At 42.6% G+C, this 16,644-nt stretch carries 14 protein-coding genes; 6 read left to right on the forward strand and 8 right to left on the reverse strand.

Annotation, left to right across the window (positions count from 1 at the left end):
- Positions 1 to 15: 15 nt before the first annotated feature.
- On the reverse strand, positions 16 to 1,527 hold the full coding sequence (ilvA, locus tag ABXT41_RS06490; RefSeq protein ID WP_415390690.1) for a threonine ammonia-lyase, biosynthetic: 1,512 nt from the start codon (positions 1,525 to 1,527) through the stop codon (positions 16 to 18).
- Positions 1,528 to 1,698: 171 nt separating this feature from the next.
- Between ilvA and rpiA the strand changes: the two genes are divergently transcribed.
- On the forward strand, positions 1,699 to 2,403 hold the full coding sequence (gene rpiA, locus ABXT41_RS06495; RefSeq protein ID WP_415390691.1) for a ribose-5-phosphate isomerase RpiA: 705 nt from the start codon (positions 1,699 to 1,701) through the stop codon (positions 2,401 to 2,403).
- A gap of 34 nt (positions 2,404 to 2,437) precedes the next feature.
- Here rpiA and ABXT41_RS06500 read toward each other — a convergent pair whose 3' ends face one another.
- The 7 genes from ABXT41_RS06500 to tkt form a co-directional block, all read right to left on the reverse strand.
- Positions 2,438 to 3,472 (reverse strand): serine/threonine protein kinase, encoded by a 1,035-nt coding sequence (locus ABXT41_RS06500; RefSeq protein WP_415390692.1) that lies wholly within the window; start codon positions 3,470 to 3,472, stop codon positions 2,438 to 2,440.
- Positions 3,469 to 4,611, reverse strand: a complete 1,143-nt coding sequence (locus tag ABXT41_RS06505; protein WP_415390693.1) for a hypothetical protein — start codon at positions 4,609 to 4,611, stop codon at positions 3,469 to 3,471. Before ABXT41_RS06505 ends, ABXT41_RS06500 begins: the two co-directional genes overlap by 4 nt.
- Before the next feature lie 136 nt (positions 4,612 to 4,747).
- Positions 4,748 to 5,701 carry an alpha/beta hydrolase gene (locus ABXT41_RS06510; protein ID WP_415390694.1) on the reverse strand — a complete coding sequence of 318 codons (954 nt, stop codon included), beginning with the start codon at positions 5,699 to 5,701 and terminating at the stop codon, positions 4,748 to 4,750.
- 101 nt (positions 5,702 to 5,802) lie between these two features.
- Positions 5,803 to 6,855 carry a class II fructose-bisphosphate aldolase gene (gene fba, locus ABXT41_RS06515; protein ID WP_415390695.1) on the reverse strand — a complete coding sequence of 351 codons (1,053 nt, stop codon included), beginning with the start codon at positions 6,853 to 6,855 and terminating at the stop codon, positions 5,803 to 5,805.
- An 84-nt stretch (positions 6,856 to 6,939) separates the two neighbouring features.
- Positions 6,940 to 8,109 carry a phosphoglycerate kinase gene (locus ABXT41_RS06520; RefSeq protein WP_415390696.1) on the reverse strand — a complete coding sequence of 390 codons (1,170 nt, stop codon included), beginning with the start codon at positions 8,107 to 8,109 and terminating at the stop codon, positions 6,940 to 6,942.
- 13 nt (positions 8,110 to 8,122) lie between these two features.
- On the reverse strand, positions 8,123 to 9,139 hold the full coding sequence (gene gap / locus ABXT41_RS06525) for a type I glyceraldehyde-3-phosphate dehydrogenase (protein ID WP_415390697.1): 1,017 nt from the start codon (positions 9,137 to 9,139) through the stop codon (positions 8,123 to 8,125).
- A 44-nt stretch (positions 9,140 to 9,183) separates the two neighbouring features.
- Positions 9,184 to 11,178 carry a transketolase gene (tkt, locus tag ABXT41_RS06530; protein WP_415390698.1) on the reverse strand — a complete coding sequence of 665 codons (1,995 nt, stop codon included), beginning with the start codon at positions 11,176 to 11,178 and terminating at the stop codon, positions 9,184 to 9,186.
- A 138-nt stretch (positions 11,179 to 11,316) separates the two neighbouring features.
- Between tkt and ABXT41_RS06535 the strand changes: the two genes are divergently transcribed.
- From ABXT41_RS06535 to ABXT41_RS06555, 5 genes are read left to right on the forward strand one after another with little or no spacing between them, the layout of a single operon-like run.
- A complete protein-coding gene (locus ABXT41_RS06535) occupies positions 11,317 to 12,339 on the forward strand; it encodes an ArsR/SmtB family transcription factor (protein ID WP_415390699.1) in 1,023 nt (340 codons plus the stop codon).
- Between the two features lie 28 nt (positions 12,340 to 12,367).
- Positions 12,368 to 13,522 carry a methionine adenosyltransferase gene (gene metK / locus ABXT41_RS06540; protein ID WP_415390700.1) on the forward strand — a complete coding sequence of 385 codons (1,155 nt, stop codon included), beginning with the start codon at positions 12,368 to 12,370 and terminating at the stop codon, positions 13,520 to 13,522.
- Between the two features lie 46 nt (positions 13,523 to 13,568).
- The gene (gene ahcY, locus ABXT41_RS06545) at positions 13,569 to 14,942 is read left to right on the forward strand and encodes an adenosylhomocysteinase (protein ID WP_415390701.1); all 1,374 of its coding nucleotides are present in this window, start codon (positions 13,569 to 13,571) and stop codon (positions 14,940 to 14,942) included.
- Between the two features lie 48 nt (positions 14,943 to 14,990).
- Entirely contained in the window at positions 14,991 to 15,842 is an 852-nt protein-coding gene (gene metF / locus ABXT41_RS06550) for a methylenetetrahydrofolate reductase [NAD(P)H] (RefSeq protein WP_415390702.1), read from the forward strand.
- Entirely contained in the window at positions 15,829 to 16,563 is a 735-nt protein-coding gene (locus ABXT41_RS06555) for a 16S rRNA (uracil(1498)-N(3))-methyltransferase (RefSeq protein WP_415391475.1), read from the forward strand. The genes metF and ABXT41_RS06555 overlap by 14 nt, the downstream gene beginning before the upstream one ends.
- The last annotated feature ends 81 nt before the right edge of the window (positions 16,564 to 16,644 follow it).

The following is a 16,644-nucleotide window of genomic DNA, read 5'->3' on the forward strand; positions in this document are numbered from 1 at the left end:
TACCAGGAGGCGATCTTAGCTCAAAAAGAATTGATAAGCCGGATTTTCTGTTTCCTCGGCCCAGCTATACTCCAGATCATCCAGGAATACATGCGCCTTCTTTCTGTCTTTTCTTGGAATCTGGAGTCCTGCAAGCACTTTTCCGTCAGCCGAGCCATGATTACGATAATGAAACATAGAAATATTCCAACGGTCGCCCAGTCTTGTCAAAAACTTCATTAATGCCCCCGGACGTTCTGGGAATTCAAACGTAAATATCATTTCATCAGTAGCTTCTTTGGCTCTTCCTCCGACCATATGACGAATATGCAATTTAGCAATTTCATTATCTGTCATATCTACCACCGGATATCCTTTGTCACCAAGATCTGCAACTAGATTATACCGATCATCGTCTGAAACGACTTGGACGCCAACAAAAATATGCGCCTGAGACGCGCCGCCCATCCGATAATTAAATTCTGTGATATTGCGCTTGTTTAAAGAAGCACAGAATGCCTTAAAACTACCTGGCTCTTCAGGAATAGTGACAGCTAAAATAGCCTCTCTTTTCTCTCCTATTTCAGTACGCTCAGAGATATAGCGGAGGCGATCAAAATTAATATTTGCGCCGCACTCCACAGCTAGCAATGTCTGTTCTTTTGCCCCGGTCCGTCCTACATACTTTTTTAATCCAGCTAACCCTAAGGCTCCAGCTGGTTCACAAATAGAGCGGGTATCGTCAAAAGTATCTTTAATGCTGGCACAAATTTCATCAACAGAAACTGTTATAACCTCATCAACAGTATCCTTTAAAATACGAAAAGTCTCTTTTCCAATTTGCGCTACCGCCGTACCATCCGCAAAAATTCCAACATTCTTTAAGCGAACCCTGCGCCCCGCTTTCATGGCTGCATCTAAACAAGCAGAATCTTCAGCCTCAACAGCAATCACCTTAATCTCAGGACGAACAGTCTTGATGTAAGCGGCCATACCTGCGCAAAGGCCTCCGCCGCCTACAGCTATAAAAACAGCATCTAAACGTTCAGGGACTTGCTGTAATATCTCCATAGCAATAGTGCCCTGGCCCGCTATTACCTCCGGATCATCAAAAGGATGGATGTAGGTCATCTCTTTTTCAATTACTAGTCTTTGAGCATAATCCGAAGCCTCGTCATAACTATCACCTTGTAATATGACTTTAGCTCCAAGAGCTTTTACTGCATTTACTTTAATTTGTGGCGTAGTGGTTGGCATGACAATAGTTGCCTTAGCGCCTATTTTTTGTGCTGCCATAGCCAAGCCTTGAGCATGATTGCCTGCTGAGGCTGCAATAACCCCTTTGGCTAGCTCAGCCTTGCCAAGAGACAACATCTTGTTGTATGCCCCGCGCAATTTGAAAGAAAATATTGGCTGCAAGTCTTCTCGTTTTAATAGAACGCGGTTGCCAAGCCTCAAGGACAGTTGCGGAGCCTCGTCTATAGGGGTTCTTACAACTAGGTCATAGATCTGAGCATCCAGAATTCGTTTTACGTAACTTGTAGGCATTTTTGCTCTTTATTTAATTTAAAATTTATAGATTAAGCCGTCTAGGACTAATAGTAAATTTTCACTACATGCAAAGCCAGCACTGATGGACATTTTCTATCATTTCGTACCCTGATCCGTATAATAATGAACAAGTGCATCATTTGCGGCCCAACAATAAAGACCTCAACTATGACTTTAGATATCGACTTAACCACACAAGACGCTCTCAAAAAAACTGTTGCGCAAGCAGCGGTTGACTACACTCTAGGCAAAATAAACATAGACAGTATTGTTGGAATCGGTACCGGCTCTACTGCTAATTTTTTTATTGATTTGCTAGCGTCGCATAAAAATAAATTTAGAGGTGCAGTTGCTAGCTCTGAAGCTTCAGAGCGAATACTCAAACACCACGGCATAGAGGTTTATGATTTAAATTCCGCCAATGAAGTGGCTATTTACATAGATGGCGCCGATGAAACAAATCAATACTTAGAGCTTATGAAGGGTGGTGGTGGTGCCTTAACAAGGGAAAAAATCACTGCTGCTGTAGCGCAAGAATTTTTATGTATAGCTGATGAATCCAAGTGGGTGGAGCACTTAGGAAACTTTCCATTACCGATTGAAGTCATTCCTATGGCCAGAAGTCATGTTGCAAGGGAAGTTGTCAAGCTAGGAGGAGATCCGGTTTATCGTCAAGGAATTATAACCGATAATGGAAATGTCATTCTAGACATTCATCATCTGCATCCAATAGCTTCAGCGTGTGCCATGGAAGAAAAAATTAATCATATTACTGGTGTTGTAACTAATGGCATTTTTGCAATAAGGCCTGCAGATATTTTGCTGCTAGGCACTAAAGATGGCGTAAAAACTCTTTATCCTGCAAAAAGATAGCCGTGTTATATCATAACTATGGCTTAAAAATTTATTAGCGCACCTGCAATGTTGGCTCATTTAGAGCTGCAAACTGCTCTCGTAATTCCAAGATATGCTCACTCCAAAAACGAATAGTATTAAACCAAGGAAAAGCCATAGGAAAAGCAGGATCACTCCACCGTCTAGCTATCCAGGCAGTATAATTAATCATTCTCAGTGTTCTCAGCGCATCAATTAACTGAAGCTCTCGCGGATGAAAGTCAAAAAATTCATTATAGCCATCTATAATTTCTGATAACTGCGCAGCCTGTCGATCTCTATCTCCTGATAGCAGCATCCATATATCCTGAATGGCAGGAGCCATAAGCGTGTCATCAAGATCTACGAAATGGGCATTACCATCCCTCCATAAAATATTGCCTGCATGGCAATCACCATGGACACGTATATGCTGAATAGTGCCCGCATTACTGATGCTTTCATCTACCGCTTGCATAAGATCTTTGATGAGCGAATCATAAGATGCTTTTAATTCTTTTGGAATAAATTGCTCGCTCACCAACATGGATGGCTCATGTCCAAAGGTATGGCTATTTAACATATGACGAAAACTGAAAGGTCTCACGGCACCTATTGCATGTATTCTGCCTAGTAGCTTGCCAAGCAAATATAAATTATCAAGATTGTCTAGTTCGGGGCCATGTCCACCCTTTCTAGGGAAAAGTGCAAAACTAAACCCTTCATGTTGAAATAAACTTTGTCCTTTATCGTTCAATATGGGGGCAACCACTGGTAGTTCTTGTTCTACCAACTCAAAGCAAAACTGGTGTTCTTCAAGAATCTGTTCTGTGGTCCATCGATTTGGACGATAAAATTTTCCAATCAATGGAGCTTCGTCTTCGATGCCAATTTGATACACGCGATTTTCATAGCTATTCAAGGGAAATAGTCGGCCATCACTGAGATAGCCGCAACTTTCCATGGCATCAAGAATAAAATTAGGCGTCAGGCTATCAAATGGATGCGACAAGGGATCACTGCTATCAACTGCATCCTCTTCTGGTTCTTGCACATTACCATTAATCATTTACACAGCTCGCTGCTCTTGGGTCTTGCTAACAGAAAAATAATAACAATAATAGCTAACGCCCAAGCGAAACAGGTAGCAATATAAGGCTTTCCGACGTCAAGCAATCCAATAATAGTTAAACCAGCAACATTACCTATAATCTGCATCGTAACTATTAGCGGCGCATATTGATGACTACAGTCCAGTTTGGCTGTCAGCCCCATCGCATAGGCAGCAGAAAAATTCCACGCCCCTCCAACAAAACAAAAGGCAACGAACATGAGTGGTTGTGGCAAATTCCCAGACAATCCTATCACCAGAATAACAATAGCAAGCCCTAAAGCTATTATTGCGGGCTTAGCATAACTAGGTCGAATATCCATTAATGCTGCAATCAAAGCCCCCAGACTGCTAGCCAATGCCAAAAATATCATATGGGGGCCGGCACCATAAGCTATGGGCTCTATGGTGCCGCGCACCACATTGCCGCCAAAAAATATTAACAATACTGCAAGCAACGCAAAGAGAACAGGGGCCTTCTTCTCATCGTCAACAAAAAAATTTATTCTCTCTTTTTTTAATCCTACGGGCATCATTCGACTTAATATCACTGACACCAAACATATACATGAAGCAGCGATCAGTGCGTCATTAAAGCTAATTGTCTCAGCGATCGATGGAGGTAACAGGTAGGCTGCAAGTGCAACTACACCGGCCTGAAGGCTCAAAACTAACGCATAACTACGGATAGGGTTAAGGCTTGCCCCAAGGCAGGTAACGGCTGCTGCGCAACTAGTACCAACAAAAATCCCCGCTAATCCCTGGCAGATCAATAAAAAAGTAAAGCCCGACACAAATATAGGCAGCGCAAAACTCATTAAGCCCATCATCCCGCTTATGAATATCAGTGATCTCCAGCTCACCAGCAAAATAAATAAAGTCGACAGCGTCATAGCCAGAGCAACGCCGCCCAAAAAAACCCCTCCAAGCCATAAAGGCGTTGTCTGAGTAAGGCCTAAATCTTTAGCTGCTAGCGCCAAGATTAGAGGCATATTAATCAAATATGCCGTAGCACTTAATGTGACCATTATTGCGGTCAAGCGTGCGCCAATGCTGTTTATATCCACATATTTTTTTTCAAATAAAAGTGACGACATCCACCAGCCTTTAGGTTCTACTACAAAATCATCGACGTTGTTTTTTGAATTACATTCTTATTGCTAGCCAGCGGAATGTCCAGTTCAGTTGAAATAAATGCAATAATCAGCTTGGATGCTGAAAAACTCTACGCACTCAATCAAGACACCTAAAAACGCTACTCCTTAGCAAGGGAGCCTCGTTTACCATATGGTGCTGTGCGCTATGTATGAGTTCAATCTTTATATTACAGAACTTCTTTCTTAGTACTTTTAAATTATATTGCCAGTCAACAGTCTTATCATGGTCTCCCTGAACAACTCTTAAGGGGTAATCGCTCGATGGATAATCTAGAAATTCCTCGATCCAAAATCTCATAGCCCCAATCCATTCTATCAGAATAAATTTGGACTGAAGCGGGTCATGGTTTTCTACGAATTCATTAAATTTCTCATTGGCTGTATTTGGCTTATATTTTCTTTTTATTTTTTTCAAAAATAAACGTAGTAAATAATATACATACAAATTTTTCTTCCAATTCACAGGATGAATTAATGGGGCAAGCACTATTATCTCAGAAAAATTATTTCCATAATGATGCGCCTTAGGGCTCAAAAGATACTTAATCAGAATGGCCCCTCCTGTGCTCTGACCAACTGCTTTCCACGGTTTAGGGAAGCGAGCCTCACAACTACACAACAAGTCAGAAAAAGCGTCCGCATAGCGATCAAAGTTCTTAATTGTTGCTCTGTCTCCGCTTGACAACCCATGTCCCGGCAAGTCGAATGCAACTACCGCATAACCTAGTTTGACAAGATATTTGATTAGATGTCCATAAAGACCCACATGATCCAGATAGCCATGGATAATAAAATAGGTGCCTTTGGGATTATCGGGGAGCCAATATTGGGCGGCAAGCTTAAAATCGCCAGATGTATATAAACCCAAACAATGACTTATTGCAGAGTGCTCAGAGGAAAAAGATAATCCATAATGATCGATATAGCTAAGTTCAGATGTCGTTTTGGCTGTCCGATCAAAGTCTACATCAAAACTTAAGATTTGAAGGTCTTTGCGAATCATCTCTAATAATTCAAACGTGAATATCATGTTCTCTTGCTGCCGAACCTGTATTATTTTAAATTAACATAGGGTGGCGGCCAAATACTGCCATTTTTTATCTTATGGCATCATGGACAAAAAATATCTAACTAGGATACCGCTCCACTAGAATAATTCTGATGCATTTTATCTAGACTAGATACTCTTATTTTTCTCGCATTGCCGGCTGTACCAAACGATTTATATCTATCAATACAAACATTCTTCATGGCTAGGGTTGTCTCCGCAAGGTATTTTCGAGGATCAAACTCTGACTTATTTTCAGCCATAAAGCGTCTAACAGCTCCGGTAGAAGCTAACCGAAGATCCGTATCTATGTTTATTTTCCGAACTCCATGCTTTATGCCTTCTACGATTTCCTCTACTGGTACGCCGTAAGTCTCAGGTATATCACCACCAAATTGATTAATAACTGTTAACCATTCTTGCGGCACCGATGATGAGCCATGCATAACCAGATGTGTATTAGGAATACGGGAGTGAATAGCCTTTATCCGGTCAATATCTAAAATATCTCCTGTGGGCGGACGGGAAAATTTATAGGCGCCATGAGATGTTCCGATGGCAATAGCAAGGGCATCTACGCGCGTTTTCGACACAAAATCTGCAGCCTCTTCTGGATCAGTTAGCATTTGATCATGAGACAAAGTTCCTTCAGCTCCAACGCCGTCTTCTTCTCCAGCTTGGCCAGTCTCCAGAGATCCCAAGCAACCCAGCTCGCCCTCTACAGACACCCCACATGCATGGGCCATTTCAACTACTTTTTTTGTAACTGCTACGTTATATTCATAAGATGCTGGAGTTTTTCCGTCTTCCATCAAAGATCCGTCCATCATCACTGAACTAAAGCCCAGCTGGATAGAGCGTTGACAGATATCAGGGCTCGTACCATGATCTTGATGCATGCACACTGGAATATGAGGAAATTCCTCTATAGCTGCTAAGATTAAATGCCTCAGAAAAGGCGCTCCAGCGTATTTTCTGGCGCCCGCCGAGGCTTGAACAATTACTGGCGAGCTAGTGATATCTGCAGCCTCCATAATCGCACGCATTTGCTCCAAATTATTTACGTTAAATGCAGGAACACCGTATCCATTTTCGGCAGCGTGATCCAATAATTGTCGCATTGAAATAAGAGCCATGAGTTTATTCCCCAATAATTCTGCTAGTCGCCCAGCCTTTAAGGTAGCTGATAAACAGCTACAGTTTTTTATATTTTAACTTACTTAAGCCTGTATTTTAAATCGGCTCTCAAGAATCTCTACAGCAGGAAGAACTTTTCCCTCTACGTATTCGAGAAAAGCGCCCCCACCTGTGGACACATAAGAAATTTTATCGGCAATACCATATTTATCTGCTGCTGCCAGAGTATCTCCGCCTCCAGCAATAGAAAATCCTTTGCTGTCGGCAATTGCTTCTGCAATTGCTCGAGTGCCTTCTCCAAATTGATCGAATTCAAACACACCGACAGGTCCATTCCATAAAATGGTCCCGGCTTGCTTTAGCATGTTAGCTAATTTTTTTGCTGAGACGGGACCAATATCCAAAATCATATCCTCGTTGGAAATTTCTTCCGTTGCCTTTAAAGTGGCTGTAGCAAACTCTGAAAATTCTTGACCTACTATGACATCCGTTGGGAGAAGTACATTGGTTTTCAGCATAATCCTTTGCGCATCAGCAATGAAGTCATGCTCGCACAGTGAATTACCTATCGGTAGTCCTTGTGCTGCCAAGAAAGTATTAGCGATACCGCCGCCTACCACGAGCTGATCAACTTTATCTGACATTTTCTCTAGCACAGCAAGCTTTGTAGACACTTTTGATCCTCCCACAATCGCCACCATAGGGCGCGCTGGGTTTTCCAAGACCCTCTCAAGCATTTTTAATTCACGAACCAACAAAGGTCCGGCGCAAGCAACTGGAGCATATTTTGCTACGCCATGGGTAGAAGCCTGAGATCGATGTGCGGCCCCAAAAGCATCCATGACAAAAATATCACAAATAGAAGCATAAGCCTTTGCCAAGCTTTCACTATTCGTTTTTTCTCCTTGATTAAAACGAACGTTCTCTAGTAATACTATTTCGCCATCATGACAAGAAAGCCGTTCTGTCCAATCTGAAGCCACCCTTACTGTCATCCCAAGTAGTGCGCTTAAGTGTCTGGCAACTGGCTGGATAGAATACTGATGGTCAAACTTATTTTCGGTGGGCCGCCCCAGATGAGACATTAATATTACGTTAGCGCCAGACTCCAGAGCACACTGAATAGTTGGTAATGCGGCACGGATACGGGCATCTGAAGAAATAACTCCATTTTTGATTGGAACGTTAAAATCCTCACGAATCAGGACACGTTTTCCTTTCAAGCATAAGTCTGTCATTTTAACTACATTCAAAATCACACTATCCTTATTTTCTCAAATCTATCCAATGCCTAGCTAACTCAAGCATGCGATTTGCATATCCCCACTCATTATCAAACCAAACCAAGACTTTCACTAGTCGCTGCTGGCTAACACGCGTTTGGCTAGCATCGACAATACCGCTCCGCATGTCATGATTGAAATCGCAAGAGGCAAGAGGTTCTTCTGTATATCCAATAATACCAGATAAGATGCCATGAGACGCTTCCTTCAAAACCCTATTCACAGAAGAAACATCTACATCTTTTTTAAGCAAAATAGACAGATCAATGACCGATACATTAATCGTAGGCACACGCATAGCTTGAGCTTCAAAACGTCCAGCTAGCTCGGGCAACATTCTATCAATACCCAAAGCTAAACCGGTATCCACAGGAATAATAGAATGAATTGCAGCACGTGTTTTTCGCAAGTCAGTATGGTGGTAGGCATCAATAACTGGCTGATCATTCATGGCGGAATGAATAGTTGTAATTACACCCCCTTCGACCATAAAGGCTTCATGAAGAGTCTTGATAACTGGCACCACACAGTTAGTCGAACAAGATGCATTAGAAATAATAGTTTCATTGCCATTCAGGCTATCTTCATTAACACCAATGACAATGGTGGCATCTACATTTGGCTCAGCTGGCTGCGAGAAGAGTACTTTTTTAGCTCCAGCCAGTATATGTTGTTCTGCCGTCAAGCGATCAGTAAAAGCACCGCTACACTCCAAGACTAGATCAATGTTTAAGGTGACCCAAGGCAACTGACTTATATCTTTGAACTGAAATATGGAAATATTGTCTCCATTGACCAGTAAGGTGCTATCTGCAAGTTGCACACTACCAGGAAAGTGCCCATGGGTTGAATCGTATTTAGTCAGGTGTGCTATGGTTTTACAATCAGCAAGCTCGTTAATGGCGACCACTTGTATATACTCACGATGCTTAGATTCATATAATGCGCGCAATACAGAGCGTCCAATGCGACCATAGCCATTAATAGCCACACGAATCACAACATGTCCTCCTGATTGCCACCCATAGTCTGCTCCAGAATCAATTACAGCTGTACTAAGACGGCATTAACTACATTGTCCACCGTGAATCCAAAGTGCTCCATTACCTTTCCACCTGGGGCTGATTCACCAAAGGTTGTCATACCAATCACTCTGCCATCAAGTCCAACATATTTATACCAATAATCTGCATGGCCTGCCTCTACCGCTACCCGAGCTCTTAGGGTAGGAGGCAAGACTGCGTCACGGTAAGTAGATTCTTGTGCAGAAAAAATTTCAGCGCAAGGCATTGATACCACTCGGGCATTAATACCCTTCTCAGACAATAGATTTGCAGAATCAAGCGCCAAGCCTACTTCCGAACCAGTTGCAATAATGATAGCGTCTAAATCTCCTGAGGCCTCATATAATATATAGCCCCCTCTAGATATGTCAGCCACTTGCTGCTTGCTGCGTAGCTGTGCAGTTAAATTTTGCCTGCTAAACACCAGTGCACTGGGGCCATCGTGTCTCTCGAGGGCTCTCTTCCAGCATGCTGCCGATTCTATGGTATCGCAGGGACGCCAAGTTTCTAAGTTAGGGGTTGATCGTAGGGTAGTTAATTGTTCTACCGGCTGATGTGTCGGACCGTCCTCGCCCAATCCCACAGAGTCATGAGTGTAGACGAAGATACTTTTCTGCTTCATGAGTGCCGCCATGCGTACTGCATTCCTAGCGTATTCCATAAATATTAGGAACGTAGCACCATAGGCAATAAATCCACCATGCAGTGTAATGCCGTTCATCATGCCGCTCATGCCAAACTCACGGACACCATAAAACAAATAATTTCCCGACGCGTCGTTGCTACTAATACCTTTTGATCCAGACCAAAGGGTCAAATTTGAACCTGCCAAATCAGCAGAGCCTCCCAATAATTCCGGCAGCAAGGGTCCATAGACATTCAAACAATTCTGTGATGCCTTTCGAGATGCAATCTTTTCCATCTTTTCTTGGCACTGACTAATGTAAGTATTCGCCTTCTCATTAAAATCTTTAGGTAGATCTCCACTCAAACGACGCTCAAGCTCTATAGCAAGTTCAGGGTGGGCATTACGGTAACTACTTAATTTTTTATTCCATTCCGATTGAGAGTTCATACCTTTTTTAACTGCATTCCATCGTGTGTACATATCTGATGGAATCTCAAACGGACCAAGCTTCCAACCCAGCTGCTTACGAGCTAGCTCGATTTCTTCAGTGCCCAATGGTGCCCCATGGCAGTCTTCCTTGCCTTGCTTGTTGGGAGAACCAAAACCAATAATAGTCTTACAGCATATTAAGGTAGGTTGATTTTTTTGCATGCGAGCTTCCTCAATAGCCGCCTTTATCGCATCAGCATCATGCCCGTCAACATGAGGAATTACCTGCCAACCATACGCCTCAAAGCGAACCGGCGTGTCATCTGTAAACCATCCTTCAACTTCGCCATCAATGGATATGCCATTATCGTCATAAAAAGCAATCAACTTACCCAATTTTTGGGTGCCAGCCAAAGAAGAGACTTCATGTGAAATTCCCTCCATAAGACAACCATCGCCCAAGAAGCAATATGTGTAATGATCTACAATCTCATGCCCTTCTCTATTAAACTGTGCGGCTAGGACTTTCTCGGCTAATGCCATCCCTACAGCATTACTCAACCCTTGTCCCAACGGACCTGTTGTTGTTTCTATACCTGGCGTATATCCATACTCCGGATGTCCGGGTGTTTTTGAATGTAGCTGACGAAAATTCTTTAGATCTTCTATGGATAGATCGTAGCCGCTTAAATGCAGCAATGAATATAACAACATAGACCCATGGCCATTAGATAACACAAAGCGATCACGATCGGCCCAAGACGGATCCGCAGGATTATGATTCAAATAGTCATTCCATAGCACCTCAGCGATATCTGCCATCCCCATGGGTGCCCCAGGATGGCCACTATTAGCCTTCTGAACAGCATCCATACTCAGTGAGCGAATTGCATTGGCAAGATCACGTCTAGAAAGCATTTAAAGACTCCTACTTAAATAAATCATTGAGACATTCAAAAAAACGGGGTGACATTCTCTCTTACTAAGAGACTCTCGTAAACACTCTAATTATACACTTTAATCTATATCAATATTTTTTGATATAGATATAGAGTTGTGATAAAATTGTTACAAATGATAAATACCGCTCAACAAATAAACGCTTCTTATCTCAACCAAACAGCTTTGAATACAACTGCCTTAGCAGTTTTCTTCAAAGCTGCTGGAGAACCACTTCGTTTAGATATTCTCAGAGTCCTGCAACATAACGCCTATGGCGTCCTTGAGCTCAGCGAACTCTTTGAGGTAAAGCAATCTGGCATGAGCCATCATTTAAAAGTGCTTGCTAATGCCGGACTTGTTGTTACACGCAGAGAAGGTAACACAATATTTTATAGGCGCTCTCCGCTACCTGCAAAACCAGCTATGCAAGATCTGCATCGTGGTCTTTTTGCAACTATTGATTTGATTGAGATTTGTTCTGATCTAGCACAGCGAATTCAACTTATAAACCTTGAGCGCACTCGAGCTTCACGAGAATTTTTTGAACAAAATGTTAGCCAGTTTCATGCAAATCAGGACCTAATCGCTAGCTATGCCCAATACGGGCAAACAGTAACTGAGTTTTTGGATGCGACGTCTACAAAAAAGGGTCGAGTTCTTGAGGTGGGGCCAGGAGAAGGGGCTTTTCTTTTAGAGCTTTCAAGACGATTTGATCGGGTAATTGCTCTCGACACATCAAAAGAAATGCTTGCTCTGTCTCAAAAAAAAATCCAAGATCAAAAATTAGCTAACGTAGAGCTAATTCATGGCGATACTCGGCTAGCCTTAGAAGAGGAACTGGTAGTTGATTGTATCACCTTGAATATGGTGCTTCATCATGCGCCAGATCCAGCAGCTATTTTGAGTGACCTGGCTAGATTGCTTAAAAAAAATGGTGTCTTGCTCATTACAGAACTCTGCCATCACGACCAAACTTGGGCGTATGAATCATGTGGCGATCTATGGCTCGGCTTTGAACCCAACGACTTAAGCAGTTGGGCTGACGCTGCAGGGCTAGATGAAGGAGAAAGTCTTTATCTTGCTCAACGCAATGGTTTTCAAATACAACTGCGGCAATTTTTTAAAAAAACTAAGTGACTATTTATCACAACAGGAAAAAATCTATATGTCTAATTACAGTCTTTTTACTTCAGAATCTGTTTCCGAAGGACACCCAGACAAAATGGCTGATCAAATTTCTGATGCGATCTTAGATGCTATTCTTAAAGATGATCCTCATTCTCGGGTTGCCGCAGAAACAATGGTCAAAACAGGCATGGTTGTCATTGCTGGTGAAGTAAGGACAAATACTTATGTCGATTTGGAGGATATTGTCCGTAATGTCATTACAGGCATTGGCTACACAAGTTCTGATATAGGTTTTGATGGTGCCTCATGTGCCGTAATTAATGCCATCGGCAAACAGTCTAATGATATTGCTATAGGCGTAGATGAAGGTGAAGGAAAAGAACTAGGGGCTGGAGATCAAGGTTTGATGTTTGGCTATGCAACCAATGAAACAAAAGTCCTGATGCCAGCGCCTATTTACTATGCGCACCGGCTAGTAGAACGACAAGCCCAGTTGCGGAAAAATAGTGAGTTAGCGTGGTTGCGTCCTGATGCCAAAAGCCAACTAACCTTGCGCTATGATAATGGTGTGCCTGTTGCAGTAGATGCCGTCGTGCTTTCCACTCAACATACCCCTAATGTCTCGCTGTCGGATCTTCGAGAAGCTGTACTTGAAGAAATCATTAAACCGGTGATTCCGGAAGAATGGCTTCACAAAGATACCCAATATCACATCAACCCCACGGGACAGTTCATTATTGGCGGCCCTATGGGGGACTGTGGACTCACTGGTCGAAAAATTATTGTTGATACCTATGGCGGAATGGCACGCCATGGTGGTGGAGCATTTTCAGGGAAAGATCCATCTAAGGTTGATAGATCTGCAGCCTATGCTGCGCGCTATGTGGCAAAAAATATTGTGGCAGCAGGCATTGCTAATCGTTGCGAAATACAAGTTTCTTATGCAATTGGTGTTGCGGAGCCAACCTCCATCAGCATCAATACCTTTAATACAGGAAAACTTGGTGATGACGAAATTGTGCGCTTGGTGCGAGAGAATTTTGATCTTCGTCCACAAGGCGTCATTGATATGCTGGATCTAAAACGACCTATTTACCAAGCTACCTCAGCCTATGGGCACTTTGGCAGAGAGGAAGAGAACTTCACGTGGGAGCGAACCAATAAAGCTAGTGTTCTAAAAGCCTCTTTATAAGAGATTATTTTACTAAAATTCAAATTAATATCGAAAGGAACAGAAAATGAACAATATGATTATTAATAACGACTATAAGGTCGCAGACATTACTCTAGCAGATTATGGCCGCAAAGAAATTGCCATAGCAGAAACAGAAATGCCTGCATTAATAGCTCTCAGGAAAAAGTATCATGCAGCGCAACCCCTCCAGGGAGCAAAGATTCTCGGCTGTATTCATATGACCATCCAAACAGCTGTATTAATCGAAACGCTCGAAGCTTTAGGAGCTGAAGTGCGTTGGACGTCTTGTAACATTTTCTCAACACAAGATCATGCAGCAGCGGCAATTGCTGCAAATGGCACGGCTGTCTTTGCCTGGAAAGGTGAAACTGAAGAAGAATACGAGTGGTGTCTTGAACAGCAAATCCTGAAAGATGGAGAACTTTGGGATGCAAATATGATTCTTGATGACGGCGGTGATTTAACAGGGCTGCTTCATGAAAAATATCCGCAAGTGTTAGAACATGTTCATGGGGTCACGGAGGAAACAACAACTGGCGTGCATCGTCTTTATGAAATGCTCAACAATGGCGAACTAAAGATACCGGCCATTAACGTAAATGATTCTGTTACAAAATCCAAGAACGACAATAAATATGGTTGTCGCCACAGCCTCAGTGATGCTCTCAAGCGTGCAACTGATCATTTGCTTTCAGGGAAAAAGGCCCTCGTTATTGGCTATGGTGATGTTGGCAAGGGTTCTGCGCAATCGTTACGCCAAGAAGGCATGATTGTAAAAGTCACTGAGATAGACCCAATCTGTGCGATGCAGGCATGCATGGATGGATTTGAAGTGGTGTCTCCCTATGTCGACGGTGACCCGTCTAAGGCTGTAGACAGTGCCTTGTTGAGAACAACAGACCTACTAGTGACTGCCACTGGCAACTACAATGTGTGTGATGCAGATATCCTAAATAACCTAAAAACAGGTTGTGTTGTATGTAACATTGGTCATTTTGATAATGAAATTGATACTGCTTATATGCGAAAAAATTGGAAATGGGTTGAAGTAAAAGCACAAGTCCATCAAGTTTTTAGAGACTCTGCAACAAATGACTACTTATTGCTGCTCTCCGAAGGAAGGCTAGTTAACCTAGGAAATGCTACGGGACATCCCAGCCGAATAATGGATGGATCGTTTGCAAACCAAGTGTTAGCTCAAATGCATATTTACAAGCAAGCTTTTGCGCATCAAGATAATGCTACTAAAGTAGATTTATTGCGTGTAGAGGTGCTACCGAAAAAACTAGACGAAGAAGTAGCTATTGAGATGGTGAAAGGGTTTAGCGGCACACTCACTCGCCTCAAAGCCTCGCAAGCTAAGTACATCAACGTACCTATCGATGGTCCTTTTAAGGACGATAGCTACAAATACTAATTAATTAACCTAGCAACTAGCACTGCTATTGAAAATCCCTGGTAAACTATGAATACTCGCCATTTGAGTTTTGAGTTCTTCCCGCCTAAGACTCCCGAAGGAAAGGAGAAACTTATTCATGTGCATCGCAAACTGAGTGAGCTCCAGCCAGAGTTTTTCTCGGTCACCTATGGTGCAGGCGGTTCAACCAGAGAATTTACTAGGGATTTTGTATTAGCGATTCAGGCTGCAGGTTCCAGTGCAGTCCCTCACCTCTCTGTGTGTGCAGACGAAAAATCATCGTTACTCACACTACTTCATGAATACAAAGATGCAGGAATCAAAAAAATTGTAGCGCTCCGAGGTGACTTGCCCTCTGGTATGGGTGGGCCCAAGCAGCTTATTTATGCAAATGAACTTGTTTCTTTTATCCGTGAGCACTTTGGTGACAGCTTTGAGCTTTTAGTTGCTGCTTACCCGGAGATTCACCCCGAAGCTGAGAGCTATGAAAAAGATATTTATTGGCTGAAGAAAAAATTTGAAGCTGGCGCCAGTCGTGGAATCACCCAGTACTTCTACAATCCTGACAGCTATGCTTATTTTATAGAACAGTGCCAAAAAGTAGGCATTGAAGCTCCAATCATTCCTGGCATTATGCCCATTACCAATTACCATAATTTGATTCGATTCTCAGATAGTTGTGGTGCTGACATTCCACGCTGGATCAAGAAAAGGCTTCATCAGTATGGTGATGATATCGATAGCATCAGAGATTTTGGGTTAGACATTGTAACTAGTCTCTGCGAGAACCTGCTTTCAAATGGCGCGCCCGGTTTGCACTTCTATACAATGAACCAAGCAGACGTGAGTCTCTCTTTATGCAAAAGGCTGGGTTTTCTTGACGCTGATGCGAAACACTAGAATTTTCACAAACCAAACTCTCTCGCCCGGACTAGAGATAACACTTGATGACGTGGTCTCCAAACACCTGGGAACCGTTTTAAGGTTAACTACGGGAGATCCGGTCATATTATTTGATGGTCAGGGCGGAGAATTTAAAGCAACCATCAGAGGATCTAGCAAGAAAAAAGTGACTGTGCTTATTGGTGACTACCTGGAGACCAACCGAGAGTCGCCATTACATATTCATTTGGGTATTGGTCTTTCGCGTGGCGATCGCATGGACTGGGTCATACAAAAAGCCACTGAAGTTGGAGTTACTGAAATAACGCCACTGATTACTCAAAGAACAGAAGTAAAGTTGGTCGAAAATAGAATACAAAACAAGTTATCCCACTGGCAAAAAATCTGCATTAGCGCTTGCGAGCAATCCTATAGAACTGAAATTCCTCAAATACACTTACCCATCAAAATGAACCAGTGGATTACTGACGTCAAATCAGAAAAAAAACTGGTGCTCCATCATCGTGGAGACAAGACCCTCTCGGCCATCAAAGAAAAAAATATTTCGAGTGTTTCTCTTTTGGTGGGTCCTGAAGGCGGCCTTACCGAGGAAGAAATACAAGCATCTATACATAAGAACTTTGAGCAACTGACGCTTGGACCAAGGGTTCTACGTACAGAAACGGCCCCGGTTGCTGCGATCAGCATCATTCAATCCATATGGGGCGACTTTGTTTAGAAGTCAGACTACGAGGACATAAAAAAAGAGTCGAAGATATACTCTTGACCCTTTTTCTACAAAAATTTTATCTAACCAAAA

The organism is Porticoccus sp. Uisw_050_02 (assembly GCF_047729555.1).
Taxonomy (GTDB): domain Bacteria; phylum Pseudomonadota; class Gammaproteobacteria; order Pseudomonadales; family Porticoccaceae; genus Porticoccus.